The organism is Streptomyces sp. NPDC052052, assembly GCF_040680455.1.
Lineage (GTDB): Bacteria > Actinomycetota > Actinomycetes > Streptomycetales > Streptomycetaceae > Streptomyces.
In genome coordinates this window covers 83,115-99,000 of sequence record NZ_JBFAWU010000022.1, presented here as the reverse complement: position 1 = coordinate 99,000, position 15,886 = coordinate 83,115, and the positions used below count along the sequence as shown (strand labels likewise).

14 protein-coding genes are annotated in these 15,886 nt (G+C 69.7%); 5 read left to right on the top strand and 9 right to left on the bottom strand.

Features of this window, described 5'->3' with window-relative positions; translation table 11 throughout:
- Nucleotides 1-41: 41 nt before the first annotated feature.
- A complete protein-coding gene (locus tag AB0L71_RS24950) occupies nt 42-1,727 on the top strand; it encodes a recombinase family protein (protein WP_365246917.1) in 1,686 nt (561 codons plus the stop codon).
- Nucleotides 1,728-1,860: 133 nt separating this feature from the next.
- Here the strand turns inward: AB0L71_RS24950 and AB0L71_RS24945 are convergent, their stop codons facing one another.
- The 7 genes from AB0L71_RS24945 to mshD form a co-directional block, all read right to left on the bottom strand.
- Nucleotides 1,861-2,316 carry an NUDIX hydrolase gene (locus AB0L71_RS24945; RefSeq protein ID WP_365246915.1) on the bottom strand — a complete coding sequence of 152 codons (456 nt, stop codon included), beginning with the start codon at nt 2,314-2,316 and terminating at the stop codon, nt 1,861-1,863.
- Nucleotides 2,280-3,371 carry a CHAD domain-containing protein gene (locus AB0L71_RS24940; RefSeq protein WP_365246913.1) on the bottom strand — a complete coding sequence of 364 codons (1,092 nt, stop codon included), beginning with the start codon at nt 3,369-3,371 and terminating at the stop codon, nt 2,280-2,282. Before AB0L71_RS24940 ends, AB0L71_RS24945 begins: the two co-directional genes overlap by 37 nt.
- On the bottom strand, nt 3,358-5,607 hold the full coding sequence (locus AB0L71_RS24935; RefSeq protein WP_365246911.1) for an RNA degradosome polyphosphate kinase: 2,250 nt from the start codon (nt 5,605-5,607) through the stop codon (nt 3,358-3,360). Before AB0L71_RS24935 ends, AB0L71_RS24940 begins: the two co-directional genes overlap by 14 nt.
- A 270-nt stretch (nt 5,608-5,877) precedes the next feature.
- Nucleotides 5,878-6,849 carry a hypothetical protein gene (locus AB0L71_RS24930; RefSeq protein ID WP_365246909.1) on the bottom strand — a complete coding sequence of 324 codons (972 nt, stop codon included), beginning with the start codon at nt 6,847-6,849 and terminating at the stop codon, nt 5,878-5,880.
- Nucleotides 6,846-7,736 (bottom strand): ABC transporter ATP-binding protein, encoded by an 891-nt coding sequence (locus AB0L71_RS24925; RefSeq protein WP_365246907.1) that lies wholly within the window; start codon nt 7,734-7,736, stop codon nt 6,846-6,848. Before AB0L71_RS24925 ends, AB0L71_RS24930 begins: the two co-directional genes overlap by 4 nt.
- Entirely contained in the window at nt 7,733-8,143 is a 411-nt protein-coding gene (locus AB0L71_RS24920; protein ID WP_365246905.1) for a GntR family transcriptional regulator, read from the bottom strand. Before AB0L71_RS24920 ends, AB0L71_RS24925 begins: the two co-directional genes overlap by 4 nt.
- A 125-nt stretch (nt 8,144-8,268) precedes the next feature.
- Nucleotides 8,269-9,192, bottom strand: a complete 924-nt coding sequence (gene mshD / locus AB0L71_RS24915) for a mycothiol synthase (protein ID WP_365246903.1) — start codon at nt 9,190-9,192, stop codon at nt 8,269-8,271.
- 334 nt (nt 9,193-9,526) lie between these two features.
- Between mshD and AB0L71_RS24910 the strand changes: the two genes are divergently transcribed.
- Entirely contained in the window at nt 9,527-11,356 is a 1,830-nt protein-coding gene (locus tag AB0L71_RS24910; protein ID WP_365246901.1) for a bifunctional metallophosphatase/5'-nucleotidase, read from the top strand.
- 276 nt (nt 11,357-11,632) lie between these two features.
- Nucleotides 11,633-12,124 (top strand): hypothetical protein, encoded by a 492-nt coding sequence (locus AB0L71_RS24905; RefSeq protein WP_365246899.1) that lies wholly within the window; start codon nt 11,633-11,635, stop codon nt 12,122-12,124.
- Between the two features lie 155 nt (nt 12,125-12,279).
- Here AB0L71_RS24905 and AB0L71_RS24900 read toward each other — a convergent pair whose 3' ends face one another.
- Both AB0L71_RS24900 and AB0L71_RS24895 read right to left on the bottom strand, forming a co-directional pair.
- Nucleotides 12,280-13,584, bottom strand: coding sequence for an amidohydrolase (locus AB0L71_RS24900; protein ID WP_365246993.1), 1,305 nt, complete (start codon nt 13,582-13,584; stop codon nt 12,280-12,282).
- Between the two features lie 363 nt (nt 13,585-13,947).
- A complete protein-coding gene (locus AB0L71_RS24895; protein WP_365246897.1) occupies nt 13,948-14,619 on the bottom strand; it encodes a pyridoxal 5'-phosphate synthase in 672 nt (223 codons plus the stop codon).
- Between the two features lie 255 nt (nt 14,620-14,874).
- Here AB0L71_RS24895 and AB0L71_RS24890 point away from each other — a divergent pair, with 255 nt between their 5' ends.
- Both AB0L71_RS24890 and AB0L71_RS24885 read left to right on the top strand, forming a co-directional pair.
- A complete protein-coding gene (locus AB0L71_RS24890; RefSeq protein WP_365246895.1) occupies nt 14,875-15,555 on the top strand; it encodes a DUF2975 domain-containing protein in 681 nt (226 codons plus the stop codon).
- Entirely contained in the window at nt 15,555-15,791 is a 237-nt protein-coding gene (locus tag AB0L71_RS24885; RefSeq protein WP_365246893.1) for a helix-turn-helix transcriptional regulator, read from the top strand. The genes AB0L71_RS24890 and AB0L71_RS24885 overlap by 1 nt, the downstream gene beginning before the upstream one ends.
- The last annotated feature ends 95 nt before the right edge of the window (nt 15,792-15,886 follow it).

Sequence of the window (15,886 nt, the reverse complement as noted above, 5' to 3'; positions counted from 1 at the left end):
TGTCGCAACATCGTGAATCACGGTGCATTAGTCTCTCCGACGTGATCGACACCCGGAACCCCGCGCGGCCCTCGAAGACTTTTTCCCGGTCGTACGTCTCCCCGCCCCTTCAGGTGTGGCTGGACCAGGGCGGCACGCTCGATGACTGGCTCAGCGGTCGTACGCCGGTGATCTCCTACGCCCGCATATCCGCTGATCGCCTGAACGGTGATGCCATCGGCGTCGGACGCCAGCACAAGAACAACACCAAGGTCGCCGAGCTGCACGGATGCGCGGTTGTCATGCACTACGAGGACAACAACCTCACCGCCGCTAAGCGCGAGGTCATCCGCCCGGCGTTCCGGCAGATGTGCGCCGACATTATGCACGGCCAGGAGGAAGAGACAGGGATGCCCGTACGCGGCTGCATCGCTGTCGAGAAGGAGCGTGTCTACCGACTTCCCCGGGACTTCGTTGCCTTCCAGGACGCGCTGGTCATGGCCGGGGACGGTGTCTTCATCGAGAACACGACCTTCTTGGACCTGGCCAACGACAACGAAACGATCGCCTCGGGCCTGGTCACCTCAGGTACAGGCGAGTCAGAGGTCAGGAAGATGCGCAAGCGCGCCGAGCGGAGCGCCGCTGACAGAGCGGTGGAGGGGAAGACCTACGGCGCACCGCGCCGGTTCGGCTGGCTAGGAGCGTCCAAGAACCCCCACCGGGTCGGCAACAAGCATCGGAACGAAGATGAATGGCCGCACCTGACCCACATGATCAAGCTGCGGTACGCAGGTAGGTCATGGCGAAGCATCACGGCAGAGATCAACAAGAGGCGAGTCCCGACGGCCAGAGGCGGCGCCTGGACGGAACAGGGCGTGAAGGCCATCGTCACCAACCCGGCGTGGTGGGGTGGGCGGGTACTCAACGGCGAAGTCTTGGTGGACGCCGAGACCGGTGAGCCCGTGATTGGGGAGTGGGACCACGTCGAGGAATCCGATGGATGCACCTACGAAATGTGGAAGTCCATCATGGCCGGGGTTCAGGCGAACCGTCTTCATCGGGGTATGAAGAAGAGCGAAGCGGGCGATCCGCCCTCTGGGCTGCGGACCCGCGGCTACCTTTTCTCGGGATATCTCCGATGTGGGCGCCTCAACGATTTTGAGGAATTCTGCTACTCAAAGCTCAGCGGAAATAAGGCCACGGGGAAGAATGCAAAATATGGTGACTATTGCCGATGCGGAGACGCCAACTGCAAGGGTGTAGGTCGTAGGGTCTCTCTCGTAGATAAGCACCTAGAAGGTCTTGCGCTCGCGTACCTGGATGAGCATTTCGCTGACACTGAAGTCAAGATGATTCCCTGGCGTGGGAAGGATAAGCTCGCTCATCTTCGTAGGCAGTGTAAGGGAATCAAGGATTCCGTGGCCTCAGGGGAGGTTGAGTGGGGTGATGTGCGTGAAATTCTGACGCGCCTGGGGCGAAACATTGCAACGCTAGAACAGGAAGAGGAGGGCCACCTGAGGTCGGAGACTAAGCGGAACCTACTTCGAGGATGGAATCGGGAAAAGTGGGAGGACATGGGACTCTCTGAAAAGCGAGAGGTCCTGGGGCAAATCTTCACTTCGATCGTAGTGATGCCCGTCCCGGCGGGCGTCAGTGATAAAGCCCCGTTTGATCCCAACTTGCTCAAGGTGGGTTGGCGCAAAGATAAAAAAGAGTCCAGCTGGGATGAGGGGCATGCCCAGAGTTAAAGCAAAGGAGAGACGCTACAGCATGTCTCTGCGTAGAGCTGGCGGCGGCGAGTGCGGAGAATATCTCTGACCCTATCCAGTCATCTACCAGTTTTCCTCAACCGCCCCAAGACCTCGATTGCGCGCCAGGGCATCACGGCTGCTCGCCCGCCGCGCGAAGAGCGTCGAGGAGGACTGTGACCAGTTCCCTGTCTCTCTTGTGAGTGAGGCGCCCCTGTGCCGCTGGGGGAGGCAGCCAGACCATCCGGTCCACTTCCTTGCTCGGCGCGAATGCTCCACCGGTGGCTTGAGCTGCCCAGTAACGGACTTCCTTGGGACGGCCCTCGACCAGGTACCGAACGGTCGGCAGGGCAGACCCCACGTCGCACGTCATGCCGGTTTCTTCGCGCACCTCACGTATTGCCGCGTCTTGGAATGCCTCGCCAGGCTTGAGCTTGCCTTTCGGGTGGGACCAATCTGACCACTTAGGCCGATGGATCAGGGCAAGCTCGATTCCGTCGGTGCAAGGAGACCGACGCCACAGCACGCACCCCGCGGCGAGCACGGGTCCGCTCACGGTGTGACCACCGCCGCGGTCGCGTACGGCCAAGTCCTCCGGAACACGTGGCGGGCCGCCTCGACCTCGTGCCGCTGATCGGCGTGGAGCACCCCCAGGGCGTACGCGGTCGCGGGCGCGATCCGGGGGGTACGGGCCGCCGATGCGGCCGCCGCGGCGGCATCGGCCGCGTCCCGGTGCAGGTCGAGCGCGCGTCCCGGCGCGGCCAGCACCGGATCGGGGGCGCCCCGCACCACCTCGTGGGCGTACCGGTGCAGGCGCAGCAGCAGCCGGGTGCGGTGCCAGGGCGCGTCCTGCGCCTCGTTGTACGGTCCGGCCGTCCGGTCCGAGGGGAGCGCCGCCACCGCGCCGAGCAGGTGTTGTGCGGCCCGGTCGGCGGGCCCGTGCAGCAGGTCCTGGGCCGGGGCGGTGGCCTCCGGGGCGAGCGGGACGTCGGAGGCGAGCAGGGCGACGGCGTCGGCCACCGCGTGGAAGCGGGCGGAGCCCAGTGCCTGGAGGGCCGTGGAGTGGGCCCGGGTGCGGGCGAGCGTCAGTTGCCGTTCGAGCAGTGCCCCGGCCCGCGCCGCGCCGACGCCGAGGGCGGCGCGTTCCTTATCGCTGGAGCTGGAGCTGGAGCTGGAGCTGGAGCCGGAGCCGGAGCCGGAGCCGGAGCCGGAGCCGGAGCCGCCGGAGCCGCCGGATGCAGCGAGGCCCGAGGCGGCGGAACCGGAACCGGTCCGGGCGCCGGGCAGTGCCGTTCCGGACAGGGCGTGCAGTGCGTCGAGGAGCCGGTCGAGCCGGGTCGCGCAGGCCTGCTCCCGGGCCAGGGTGCCCGACAGCCAGGCGAGTTCGGTGCGCAGCTGCTCGGCCCAGGCGGGGTCCAGTGCGGCCCGGAAGGTGTGCAGGGTGCCGCCGATCCGGCGTGCGGAGCGCCGCAGGGCGACGGCGGCCTCCGCCGCGGTGCGGGTCGTGGCATCGGTGGAGGCGCTGGTCTCGCGGTGCAGGCGCAGGCTGCGCAGGAACGCGGCGGCCTGATCCTTCAGGTAGGGCGCGAGAACCGCCCCGGCTGTCAGGTCCGCCTGGGTCGTCTGGTGGTCATGGCGTCGCACGCCGGCGCCTCCGGGCGTCGATGAGCATTTCCTGTACGTGCCGCAGCGGTTGGCCGTCCGCGTCCATGGAGTGCCGGGTCCAGTTCCCGTCGGGCCCGAGGTGCCACGAGGAGGTGGTGTCGGCCATGCCGGTCTCCAGGAGCCGGTTGAGCGCGGCACGGTGGGCGGGGTCGGTGACCCGGACCAGGGCTTCGATCCTGCGGTCGAGGTTGCGGTGCATCATGTCGGCGCTGCCGAACCACACTTCGGGTTCTCCGCCGTTGCCGAACGCGAAGATCCGGGAGTGTTCGAGGAAGCGGCCCAGGATCGAGCGGACCCGGATGTTCTCGGAGAGACCGGGTACGCCGGGCCGGATCGCGCAGATGCCGCGTACCCAGATGTCCACCGGTACGCCCGCCATCGCGGCCCGGTAGCAGGCGTCGACGATCGCCTCGTCGACCATGGAGTTGACCTTGATGCGGACGTAGGCGTTCCGCCCGGCCCGCTGATGCGTGATCTCCTTGTTGATACGGGTGATCAGCCCGTCGCGCAGGGACCTCGGGGCGACCAGGAGGCGGCGGTAGGTCTCGCGGCGGGAGTAGCCGGAGAGCCGGTTGAAGAGGTCGGAGAGGTCGGCGCCGACCTGCGGGTCGGCGGTCAGCAGGCCGAGGTCCTCGTACAGCCGGGCCGTCTTGGGGTGGTAGTTGCCGGTGCCGACGTGCGAGTAGCGGCGCAGGGTGTCGCCCTCCTGGCGGACGACGAGCGAGAGCTTGCAGTGGGTCTTGAGGCCGACGAGGCCGTAGACCACGTGGCAGCCGGCCTCCTCCAGCTTGCGGGCCCACTTGATGTTGGCCTGCTCGTCGAAGCGCGCCTTGATCTCGACGAGGACGAGGACCTGCTTGCCGGACTCGGCGGCGTCGATGAGGGCGTCGACGATCGGTGAGTCGCCCGAGGTGCGGTACAGGGTCTGCTTGATCGCGAGGACGTCGGGATCGCTCGCGGCCTGCTCCAGGAATGCCTGGACGGAGGTGGAGAAGGAGTCGTACGGGTGGTGCAGCAGCACGTCGCGTTCGCGCAGGGCGGCGAAGATGTCCGGCGCCGAGGCGGTCTCGACCTCGGCGAGGTCGCGGTGGGTGCCCGCGATGAACTTGGGGTACTTCAGCTCGGGCCGGTCCAGGGAAGCTATGCCGAACAACCCGGTGAGGTCGAGCGGTCCCGGCAGCGGGTAGACCTCGGCGTCGGACACCTTCAGCTCGCGTACCAGCAGGTCCAGCACGTACGGGTCGATGGACTCCTCGACCTCCAGGCGGACCGGCGGGCCGAAGCGGCGCCGCATGAGTTCCTTCTCCAGGGCCTGGAGGAGATTCTCGGCGTCGTCCTCCTCCACCTCCAGGTCCTCGTTCCTGGTGACCCGGAACATGTGGTGGGCGAGGACCTCCATGCCCGGGAAGAGTTCTTCGAGGTGGGCGGCGATGACGTCCTCTATCGGCACGTACCGCTGCGGCGACGCCTCCAGGAAGCGGGTCAGCAGCGGCGGCACCTTGACCCGGGCGAAGTGGCGATGGCCGCTGACCGGGTTGCGCACGACGACGGCGAGGTTGAGCGAGAGCCCCGAGATGTAGGGGAAGGGGTGCGCCGGGTCGACCGCGAGCGGGGTCAGCACGGGGAAGACCCGCTGCCGGAAGAAGGTGAACAGGCGGGCCTGCTCCTTCTCGGTCAGCTCGGGCCAGCGGATCAGCTGGATCCCCTCGTCGGACAGGGCGGGGGCGACGTCCTGCTGGAAGCAGGCGGCGTGCCGGGCCATGAGCTCGCGCGACCGGGTCCAGATCAGGTCGAGGACCTCGCGGGGCTGGAGCCCCGAGGCGGAGCGGGTGGCGACGCCGGTGGCGATCCGGCGCTTCAGCCCGGCGACCCGGACCATGAAGAACTCGTCCAGGTTGGAGGCGAAGATCGCGAGGAAATTAGCCCGTTCGAGGAGCGGGGTCGCCGGGTCCTCGGCGAGTTCGAGGACGCGTTCGTTGAAGGCGAGCCAACTGCGTTCCCGGTCCAGGAAGCGGTCGGGGGGCAGTTCGTCGCCGCTGACATCGGGTTCGTAGGCGTCGACGTCGGCGTCGATGTCGGGATCGAGATCGGCCCGGGTCGACAGCGCACCACCGTTGGACGAGGCGAGGGCATGCGGCCGGTGCGCGGCGAGCAGGCCGACCGACGGCTGCACAGGGGGCCGGGCCGGGGCCTCGGAGCTGGGCTGCTGGCTCATGGCCCCATTGTTCCGCGTCAGGGGCTTCGAGGGCGCGCCGGAGGACGAGGAGATCGCGGGAAACCCCCGGTTCGAGCGGTTCGCCGGGTCTGCGTCGGGTCTTCTCCCGCTGCGGGGCGTCGGCACGGCTGGCTGCATTCTGAGAGCCTGGCAAGCCTGTCTGAATGGCCGGTAACGGCGACATGACGTGCAGGAAGCGGTGTCCGGGTGCCCGGATACGCCGTACGAGCCGTTCCGGACCCCGTGGAGGGGCCCGGAACGGCCTGCGGCTCAGCCGTGGCGGCGGCGCAGCACGCGGAAGGTGAGCGCGACCGCGAGGGCGGCGAGGGCGAGCAGGATGCCGGTCTCGACGAGCTGGAGCGGCCAGAAGTGCGAGGCGGGGTGGTAGTCGAGGTAGCCGCGGGTGATGTGCTGGTCGGCCAGGCACTGCTCGAGGTCGTCGGCCCAGTGCTGGCACGTGGTGTCCGGCAGCCGTTGGCCGGAGGCGGAGAGCCAGCCCCGTCGGACGAGGCTCGCCCTGTCGGGAACGTCGAAGCTTCCGAGTTTGAAGGTGGTCGTGACGGTCGGCCACAGGCGGTCGCGCACGGAGTTCAGGGCCATCACCAGGGCCCCGTACCCGATCACCGTGGAGACCATCGCGGCGACGGTCCGCCGCAGCAGCAGACCGGCGAGTGCTCCGAGGGCCAGCATGCACAGGGCGTAGCCGACGGGAACGGTGCCGATCGAGCCGTACACGCCGCGCTCGTACCACTCCGGCTTTTCGTAGTGGTTGTCGGGCTGCGACCAAGCCCAGGCGCAGGCCGCCGACAACACGGAGACGCAGGCCAGGGTCACGACGGCGGGCACGGCGAGCTTGGCGGCGAGCCAGCGTGCGGGTGCCACGGACTGGGACAGCGCCAACCGGTACGTGCCGCTCTCCATCTCGCGTCCGATGACCGGGCCGGCAACGAAGATCCCGATGAACGCGGGCAGGACCATCATCAGCAAAGCGGCCCAGTCGAAGACCTTCTGCAGCCGCAGCTCATGGTCCAGGAACGTGTGCACCGTGTTGCCGCAGTCGAGGGTGACGTGATTGACGGAGCAGTCCGTCGAGGCGAAGACGTCCGTGAGGTGCTGGCTCCACAGCGAGGCACCGACCAGGGCGACGACGACCAGGACGGGGAGCGCGCCCAGCAGCTGGAGGGCCCGCCGGTGCTGGGTCAGGACGACGCGGGCCGGGCCGCGCAGGGCGATCGTGCTCATACCGCGGCCACCTCCCGGTCGGCCTCCGCGCTCGGCGTCAGCAGCGCGGGCGCCTGCGGCGACCGCAGATGGGCGAGCAGCAGTTCCTCCAGCGAGGGTTCCGCGGTCTCCCAGACGCCGGTGTCCACCGGGCCCTGAGTCCGCACCAGCGCGGTCTGGACCCGCCCCGTGGTGCGGGACTCGACGACGGTGTGCGGTGCGGTGTCCCGCACCGGACCGGTGAGCAGGGCGTGTGCGGCGAGGAGGTCGTCCGTCTCGCCACCGAGGCGGACCCGGCCGCCGTCGACGAGCAGGAGGTAGTCGCAGGCGCCCTCCAGCTCGGTGAGGATGTGCGAGGACATCACGATGGTCGTGGAGTGCTCGGCGGCCTCCGCCATCAGGGCGCCCATCAGCTGGTGGCGGGCGAGCGGGTCGAGGTCGGCCATCGGCTCGTCCAGCAGCAGCAGTTCGGCCCGCTTGCCGAGGGCGAGGGCCAGGGCGAGCCGGGTGCGCTGGCCGCCGGAGAGGTGACGGACCGTGGCGTCGCGCGGGAGGTCCCCGGCGATGCGTTCGGCGGTGTCCTGGTCCCAGGTGGCGGGGTTCAGCTCGGCGCCCGCCCAGAGCGTCGCGGCCACCGTCAACTGCGGGTACAGCGGCTTCTCCTGGGCCACGAAGGCCACCTTGGACCGCTCGACACCGGGTGCCGCGCCCAGCACTCGCACCGCGCCCTCCGTCGGCCGCAGGAAGCCCCCGGCGAGGGCGAGCAGGGTGGACTTGCCCGCACCGTTGGGGCCGACGAGGGCGCACACGCGCCCCGCGGGCAGTCGGAACGAGCAGTCCCGAAGCGCCCAGCCCCTGCCCCGGTACTTCATGCCGAGGCCGTCGGCCTCGATCGCAGCGCCTGTCATCCGGTGTGATCCCCCTCGAATGTCGTGTCCAGTACGGCGGTGAAGAGCGCGCTCACGTCGTCCTTCTCCAGCCCGGCCGCGCGGGCCCGGCGGGCCCAGTCCGTGAGCTCGGCGCGCAACGGGGTGTCGTCGGCGGCCGCCGCGCCGCCGAGCGTCCGGGTGACGAAGGTGCCGAGCCCGCGCCGGCCCTCGACGAGGCCCTCGCGCTCCAGTTCCCGGTAGGCCTTGAGCACGGTGTTCGGGTTGATGGCGGTGGCCTCCACGACCTCGCGCGCGGTCGGCAGCCGGTCGCCGGGCTCCAGCAGACCCAGGCGCAGGGCCTGTTTGGTCTGGTGGACGATCTGGAGGTACGTGGCGACGCCGCTGCGCCGGTCGATGCGGTACTCGACCGCTGCGGGCTCTGCCATGTTCACTCCTTTCACTAAGGAAGTAGTGAAAGGGTGGGCGAAGAGAGGGGCGGTGTCAAGGGACACCGCCCCGGTCGAGCTGCGCGCCTGCTCAGGACACCGCCCCGGATGAGCCGCGTGCCTGCTCAGGACTCCGTGCGGTACATCAGGTCCACCTCGTGCGTCACGAAACCCAGCCGCTCGTACACGGTCAGCGCTGCCTTGTTGTCCGCGTCGACGTAGAGCATCGCGGTCGGCAGCCCCTCGGCGGCCAGGTGGCGCAGCCCGATCGCGGTGAGCGCCTTGCCGAGGCCGCCGCCCTGCGCGTCCGGCCGGATGCCGAGGACGTACACCTCGCCGAGCTGCTCCTCGGCGTGCACCTTCGTCCAGTGGAAGCCGACCAGTTCGCCGTCCCGCTCGGCCAGGAAGAACCCCTTCGGGTCGAACCACGCCTCCGCCTTGCGGTCGTCCAGGTCGCGCTGGGTCAGCGAGCCCTGTTCGGGGTGGTGGGCAAAGGCGGCGCGGTTCACCGCGAGCCAGGCGGCGTCGTCCTCGCCGGGCACGAAGGTACGCACGGTGACGCCGGGCGGCAGCACCGGTTCCGCGATGTCCGACCGGCTCAACGGGCGCCGCAGCTGCCGCAGTTCGCGGAAGAGGGAGAGGCCGAGGACCTGGGAGAGATGCCGGGCCGCGGACTTCCCGCCGTGCGCCCACACCCGCAGCCGCTTGCCCGTGGCGGCGAGCAGCGCCGCACCCAGCGCCCGCCCGTGCCCCTGTCCGCGGTACGCCGGATGCACGACCAGCTCGGCGGCCGGTGCCTCGATCGGGTCGGTGTCCTCCAGCTGGGCGTACCCGACCAGGGTGCCGCCACTGGTGAGCAGCAGATGCCGCACCCCCTCACGCCGGCCGCCCCGCAGCTGGAGCCGGCCCTGCTCGGACACGGCCTGCCTGCCGTCGGACCGGGCCGCCTCGGCGAGCAGATCGGATACGGCCGCCGCCTGTTCGGGGGAGAGCACGTCGAGCGTCTGGAGCTCACGCCCCGGGGCGGGGAGAGGTACGTCAGTCGTCATGTCTACGAGCGTACGGGGGGCGGAGTGGCGGCGGGACGTCCTGGCGCGGCACGGGAGTGCCGGGGGCGTCCGGGCCGTCCGCCGGGGCTCCGGATACCCTGCCCGAGGCGGAGCGGCGCACCGTCCGCGCGCCGGACCGCGGCCGGTGAGCCCGCACGCCGACCGGGCACTCCCGACGGGCCGGGCGGGGGAGTTGGCTCGAAACCGCCCCTATGGCAACCAGTTCGTAACCCTGTATGTCTGTCGCGCTACGCGCGTTGACCCTAGGCTTCGCACGAAGTCCTCCAGACTCACCACTGCTTTCACACCTCCCGCTGAACTCACAAGGGGACCGATGTCAGCGACACCGCAGAAGAACCGCGCGTCCCGGCGCATGCTCGCCGCCGCGGCCGGGCTCGCCACCGTCGGCGCGCTCGTCGCCGCGATGCCGGCCGACGCCCAGGACCGTGGCCAGGGGCGCCACGAGCCGGCCCGTACGGTCGACGTGCAACTGCTGTCCTTCAACGACCTGCACGGCAACCTGGAGCCGCCGTCCGGTTCGGCGGGCTCGGTCACCGAGACGCAGGCCGACGGAACGACCAAGACGATTCCGGCCGGTGGTGTCGAGTACCTCGCGTCCTCGCTGCGCACGGCGCGCCAGGGGCACCCGTACTCGATCACCGCGGCCGGCGGCGACATGGTGGGCGCGAGCCCGCTGCTGTCCGGTCTCTTCCATGACGAGCCGACCATCGAGGCGCTGAACAAGCTGGACCTCGATGTCACGAGCGTCGGCAACCACGAGTTCGACGAGGGCGCCACCGAGCTGGCCCGCCTCCAGAACGGCGGCTGCCACCCGGTCGAGGGGTGCTACGAGGAGGGCAAGGAGTTCCAGGGCGCCGACTTCCCGTACCTCGCCGCGAATGTGACGGACGAGAAGACCGGCAAGCCGGTCCTCAAGCCGTACACGGTGTGGAAGAAGAACGGCGTCAAGATCGGCTTCATCGGGGTGACCCTGGAGGGCACGCCGAACATCGTGACGGCCGCCGGCGTCAAGGGCCTGAAGTTCCACGACGAGATCGAGACGATCAACAAGTACGCCAAGGAACTGGACCGGCAGGGCGTCAAGTCCATCGTCGCGCTGATCCACGAGGGCGGGGCCCCGGCCTCCACCTCGTACAACTACGACTGCGACAGCTCCGGCGCCGGTGACGGCATCTCCGGACCGATCGTCGACATCGCCAAGGGCATCACGCCCAAGGTGGACGCACTGGTCACGGGCCACACCCACCAGGCCTACGTGTGCACCATCCCGGACCCGGCGGGCAACCCGCGCATGGTCACCTCGGCGTCCTCGTTCGGCAAGCTCTACACCGACACGACCCTCACCTACGACCGCCGCACCAAGGACATCGTCCGTACCTCGGTGAAGTCGGCCGGTGCCTCGAACCCGAGGTCGGCGAACCACATCGTCACCCGGGACCAGCCCAAGGCCTCCGACCTGACGGACCTGATCGCCCGCTGGAACACCCTCGCGGCCCCCATCGCGAACAGGCCGCAGGGCTACATCAGCGCCGACATCAACGGGCGCGGCTCCACCGCCCCCGAGAAGCCGCTCGGCAACCTGATCGCGGACGCCCAGCTGGAGGGCCTGGCCCCGGCGGACAAGGGCGGGGCGGTCGTCGCCTTCATGAACCCGGGCGGTATCCGCGCGGACCTGGTCTACAAGGCGACCGGCAGCGAGGGCGACGGGGTGGTGACGTACGGGGAGGCGTTCACCGTGCAGCCCTTCACCAACATGATGAACGTCGTCACCCTGACCGGTGCCCAGCTGGTCGAGGCCCTTCAGCAGCAGGTCAGTGGCTCCAACGAGGCCAGCCCGAAGATCCTTCAGGTGTCCGAGGGCCTCACCTACACCCTGGACATGACGAAGACCGGCGCGGCCCGCGTGGTCACCGACACCATCCGGCTGAACGGTGAGGCGATCGACCCGGCGAAGTCCTACCGGGTCGCGATGAACGAGTTCCTCGCGGGCGGCGGCGACGGCTTCGCGGCCCTCGGCCAGGGCACCGACAAGCTCGTCGGCGCCTCCGACCTGGACCTGTTCAACGCCTACCTGGCGGCCCACTCGACGGCCGACGCGCCGCTGGCCCCGCCGGCGACGGACCGGATCACGGTCATCCAGTAACGCCAGCAACTCCTGTAACTCCAGTAACTCCAGTACGAACGCCCGTACGCGGGTGAGCGGGGCGGTGGGCCGACGGGCCCACCGCCCCGCTTCTTTGCGTGGTCGCCCGGCGAGGCCGCTCTGGGCGGCTCACCGCGTCAGCCGCGGAAACGTCACAGCGTGCGCTGGTCACCCTCACGAGGGATTCTCACCTTTTGTGCGCATCGCCACAATCAAGATCACGCGAAGTAGATCTTGGCTGCGCCACGTGCGCAGCTCACCCGTGGAGGAGCCTCGATGAACAAAGTCCGATCCGTCCTGGTGGTCGCAGTGATGAGCTCGGTCCTGCTGTCCATCAACGTGGCGGACGCGGCACCCGCGAAGTATGCCCGGCACAACGACGCGGCGGCGCAGTTCCGGAAGGCCGGCGTCTCCTGGGCGTCGAGCAAGAACTGCGCCAACTGGGACACCAGGGGGTGCACCTCCTTCACCCACATCAACAAGGCGACGGTGGCCGGCGTGATCGCCTTCAAGAACCTCAGCAAGTGCCGGGTGCTCCTCACCGCCGGAACCGAGGTCGGCCACGCCGCGGGTACGTACTCCCACCGCAATGGCTACAAGGTGGATATGTCCAGGCGGGATGGCTGCCTGGACGCGTACATCCCCAAGCACTTCAAGCGGGCCGGCGCCCGCAAGGACGGCACGAAGCTCTACACGTCGCCTGCCGGCAACGTGTACGCACGCGAGGGCAGCCACTGGGACGTCCTCTACTACAACAGCCGCGCCTGACACTGGCACCACCCGCCCGCAGGCCCGGCCCGCCTCTTCTCGGGGCGCGCCTGCGCGCGGGTGCCGCCCGATTCGGCCTGTGCAGTGCGCGCTCGAGCTCCAGACGGACAGCGTCCACGCACCACAGACGTGGAGTCATAATCCGAGAACGGAAGTCAGTCGCCCCGGCCCCCGGATTCGCCTGGCAGGCGCCGCCCTCCGTGGGTGCGCTCCGCGATCCAGCCCGCCATCGCCCGCACGCCGATTCCGATGGCCCGCTCGTCCGGGGAGAAGTCGGGATAGTGCGGGTAGCTTGCTGTGATGGGTGCTCCAGGAGCCCGGACGCCGAGGAACGTGAAGGTACCGGGCATACGGTCCACGTAGAGGGCGAAGTCTTCGCCGCTGAAGGGCGGGAAGGCGGCATGGAGCTCGATGGCCGCGCTCCGGCCGAGAGTGCGCCGCAGGTGGTGGGCGAGCATGTGGGAGTCACGCTCCGGGCAGACCAGGGCCGGGAAAGGCTCGGTGGGAAAACGCACCGAGGCCCCTGCGTACGGCATGGCCGCTCGCCGGATCTCCTCGCGCACCTCCACATACCGCTCCTGCGGCCAGCAGCGATAGGACACCTTCACCTCGGCCTCCTGCGCTACGGCCCGAACGGCCACGAACCGGGCCAGCGGCCCGTCGGGCGTCTGGGCATCCTCGACGAGGCGCTCCAAGTCCGCCGGGGTCTGCGGTACGGCCACCGTGGCGAGCGCGCCGATATCGACGGCCAGACGCCGGGCGGCATCGACCGCGTCCGGACCGGAGAGGGTCACCTCCGCCTTGTCCTGGCCCGGCATTCCATAACCCGCGGTCACAGCGAACTGGCCCACCCGGAACGGCCCGCAGTGCAGCGCATGGATCTCCTCGACGCCCAGACGCTCCAGCACGCCCGTGTCGATCAGCGCGCGGGCGCCGGAGAGGGTCTCTTCGGCAGGCTGGAAAACGAAGACCGCCGTTCCGCTCAAGCGCCGCCGCAGCCGCGCCAGGACCTGGGCGACGCCGATTCCCACCGTGGTGTGGATGTCGTGGCCGCAGACGTGGGCCGGCGCGGGGCCTGTTCCGACGATGTCCGTGGGCGGAACCGCGTCCATGTCCGCCCGGTAGGCAACGGTCCTGCCGGGCCGCGAGCCCCGCAGGACACCGACGACCCCGTGGCCGCCCAACCCGGTGGTCACGGTCAGCCCCGCCGCCCGAAGCTCCCGGGCCATCACAGCGGCCGTGCGCCGTTCCCGCCCGGGGGCCTCGGGGTGCCGGTGGAGATCCCGCCGCAGTTCGATCAACGCCCGCTCGCCGCGGGCCACTTCGGCGGCCACCGCCGCCTGCTCCACCGGTTCTCTCCCCCCACCGGCGACGGCCTGCCCCGCGCCTGCCCACACCGTTCCCGCACCGGCCGCCGCTGCACCGGCCAGTACCATGCGGCGCGTGAGAGCCCGCTCCATAGGACGACTCACTTTTTCCCCCTTCGGCTCAGGTGGTCTTCCGAGCCACACGATCGCCGCATCCGGATGTCGCTGCCCATCCGGCGAGCCACCACGTGGGGGTGGGGGTACCTGCACCCTGCGGCATTGCGCTATCCGATTCGGCTGTGGAAGGTCGACAGTCCTCCATCTCCCGGGCGTGCGACGGGAGTTGTTCAAGCCTTCGTCCGTCACGGGCGAGCTGCCGCAGCTTGCACAGGAGAACGGGGCCGAATCCACGGTCGCGGAATTCGACCCCGCGGCGCGACTCCGCGGCCGTGCCGAGGGTGCCACGGCCGGCTCAGCCGCGGAGGCCGACTGCTGTCGAAACGCGTGAACCCCGGATCACGGCCACAGCAGCTGCTTGTCCCAACCGTCGTCGGAGCGGAGGTAGGCGAGCCGGGTGTGCTTGCGCTGCTTGTCGCCCTGCCAGAACTCCACGCTCTGCGGGCTCACCGTGTACAGGGTCCACTCCGCGGCCACGAGGTCCGGCTCGCGCTCCAGGCGGGCGAGTGACTCCTCGGTGGCGGCGAGGATGTTCTTCGGGTCGTCGAGCGGGCGGCTCTGCATGCCCACGAGTGCCTCCGCGCGGGAGCCCAGGGGGCGAGCGAGGAAGTCCTGGGCGCTGAGCTCGGGGCTCTCGGGCGCGACCGGGCCGCGCAACCGCACCTGGCGGGCCTGCTGCGGCCAGTAGAACGTGAGCGCCGCCGCGGGCGTACCCGCCAGCTCCCGGCCCTTGGGGCTGGCCGCATGGGCCGCGAAGCTCCAGCCGCCCACGCCCACGTCCTTCAACAGGAGCACCCGGGCCGAGGGCGTGCCGTCCACTCCCGCGGTCGACAGCGTCATGGCGTGCGGTTCGCGCACACCCGCCGCGATGGCCTCCGTCAGCCAGGCGGTGAACAGCTCCTGGGGCGTTCCGGGAGCCGCCTGCGGATGGAACTCGGGCAGCTCTCCCGCGAACACAGCGAGGCTCCGGAGTATCTGACGCACCGTGGATGACTGTTGTTCGGCGGGCATATCGACTCGCTTCTCCACTCAGGGGTCGCAGGAAGGCGGGAACGGGGCCAGGACGCACCGTAAAGGCTCATGCCGCAGTGGTGGAAGGAGCTTCCGCGCGCGGCGTTGCGGCGTGACGTCCCCCGCCTGAGCAAGGGAGGGGCGTGGGGCCCCGTGCGGGCTGGTGGACGGGCGTCCCGGAAGGGTTGACTCGCCGCCCACCCGTTCTTATCGTTAATCGATACCATCGATATTCGATACAGGGGGCAGTTGCTGATGTGGGGAATCACGAGAACTACGTCGCCGGACGCACAGCCGTCGAGCGGTGACCGCTCCGAGGCCAGGCTGCTGGAGCCGGTCGCCACGGTGGTCCGGGGCGTGTACCGGCTGATGCTCGCGGGCCTCATCATCGGCGCCGTGGGACCCTTGGTCGGCTCCCGGCTGCGCCCGTTCTGGAGCAGCGCGGTCGTGTGCGCCGAATCCCGCTCGGACTTCAGCGCGGACGAGCTCACCACCATGACGCAGCCCCGTGCGGGGGCCGGGGTCATGGTCCGCCCGACCTACTGCTCCGATCACCCCGATGGTGTCCAGCGGCTGTACGACCTCCTCGGCGACTTCCCGTCGTGGCTGCTGCTCCTGGGCATCCTGTTCCTGCTCAACCGCTTGATACAGAGTGCGTCCCGCGACGGCGTCTTCACCGCACAGACCGTCACGTACCTGCGGGCGGCGGGCTGGTGGCTGCTGCTCGGCTCCCTGGTCGCGCGGGCGGTGGAAGCCGGCGCGGACGCGGCGATGCTGGCGACTCTGGCCCAGGACTACACCTTCGACGCGGAAAGCTGGCTGGGAGCCATGCAGGCGCCCTACACACTTGTCTTCACGGCCCTGGGCATCCTTACGTTCGCCCGCATCATGCATGCCGGGGTGACCATGCGGGAGGATCTGGAAGGGACGGTCTGATGGGCTCGGACGACCAGGAAAACCATGCGATCGAAGTCCACCTCGACCGCATGCTCGACGAGCGCGGCATGAGCCTCGCGGAGCTCGCCTCCCGGGTCGGCGTGACCAATGTGAACCTGTCCATCCTGAAGAACGGCCGGGCTCGCGCGATCCGCTTCACCACGCTGACCCGTATCTGCGAGGTCCTCGACTGCCAGCCGGGCGACCTGCTCACGTACCGCCCGCCGGGCGTCTGAGGCGGTGCCCGGCGGGCGCCGTGCTCTGCTGCATGTGCTGAAACGGGGCGGTGGGCCGGAGCATGCTCCGGCATCTCCTCGCCGCGTGCGGAGGA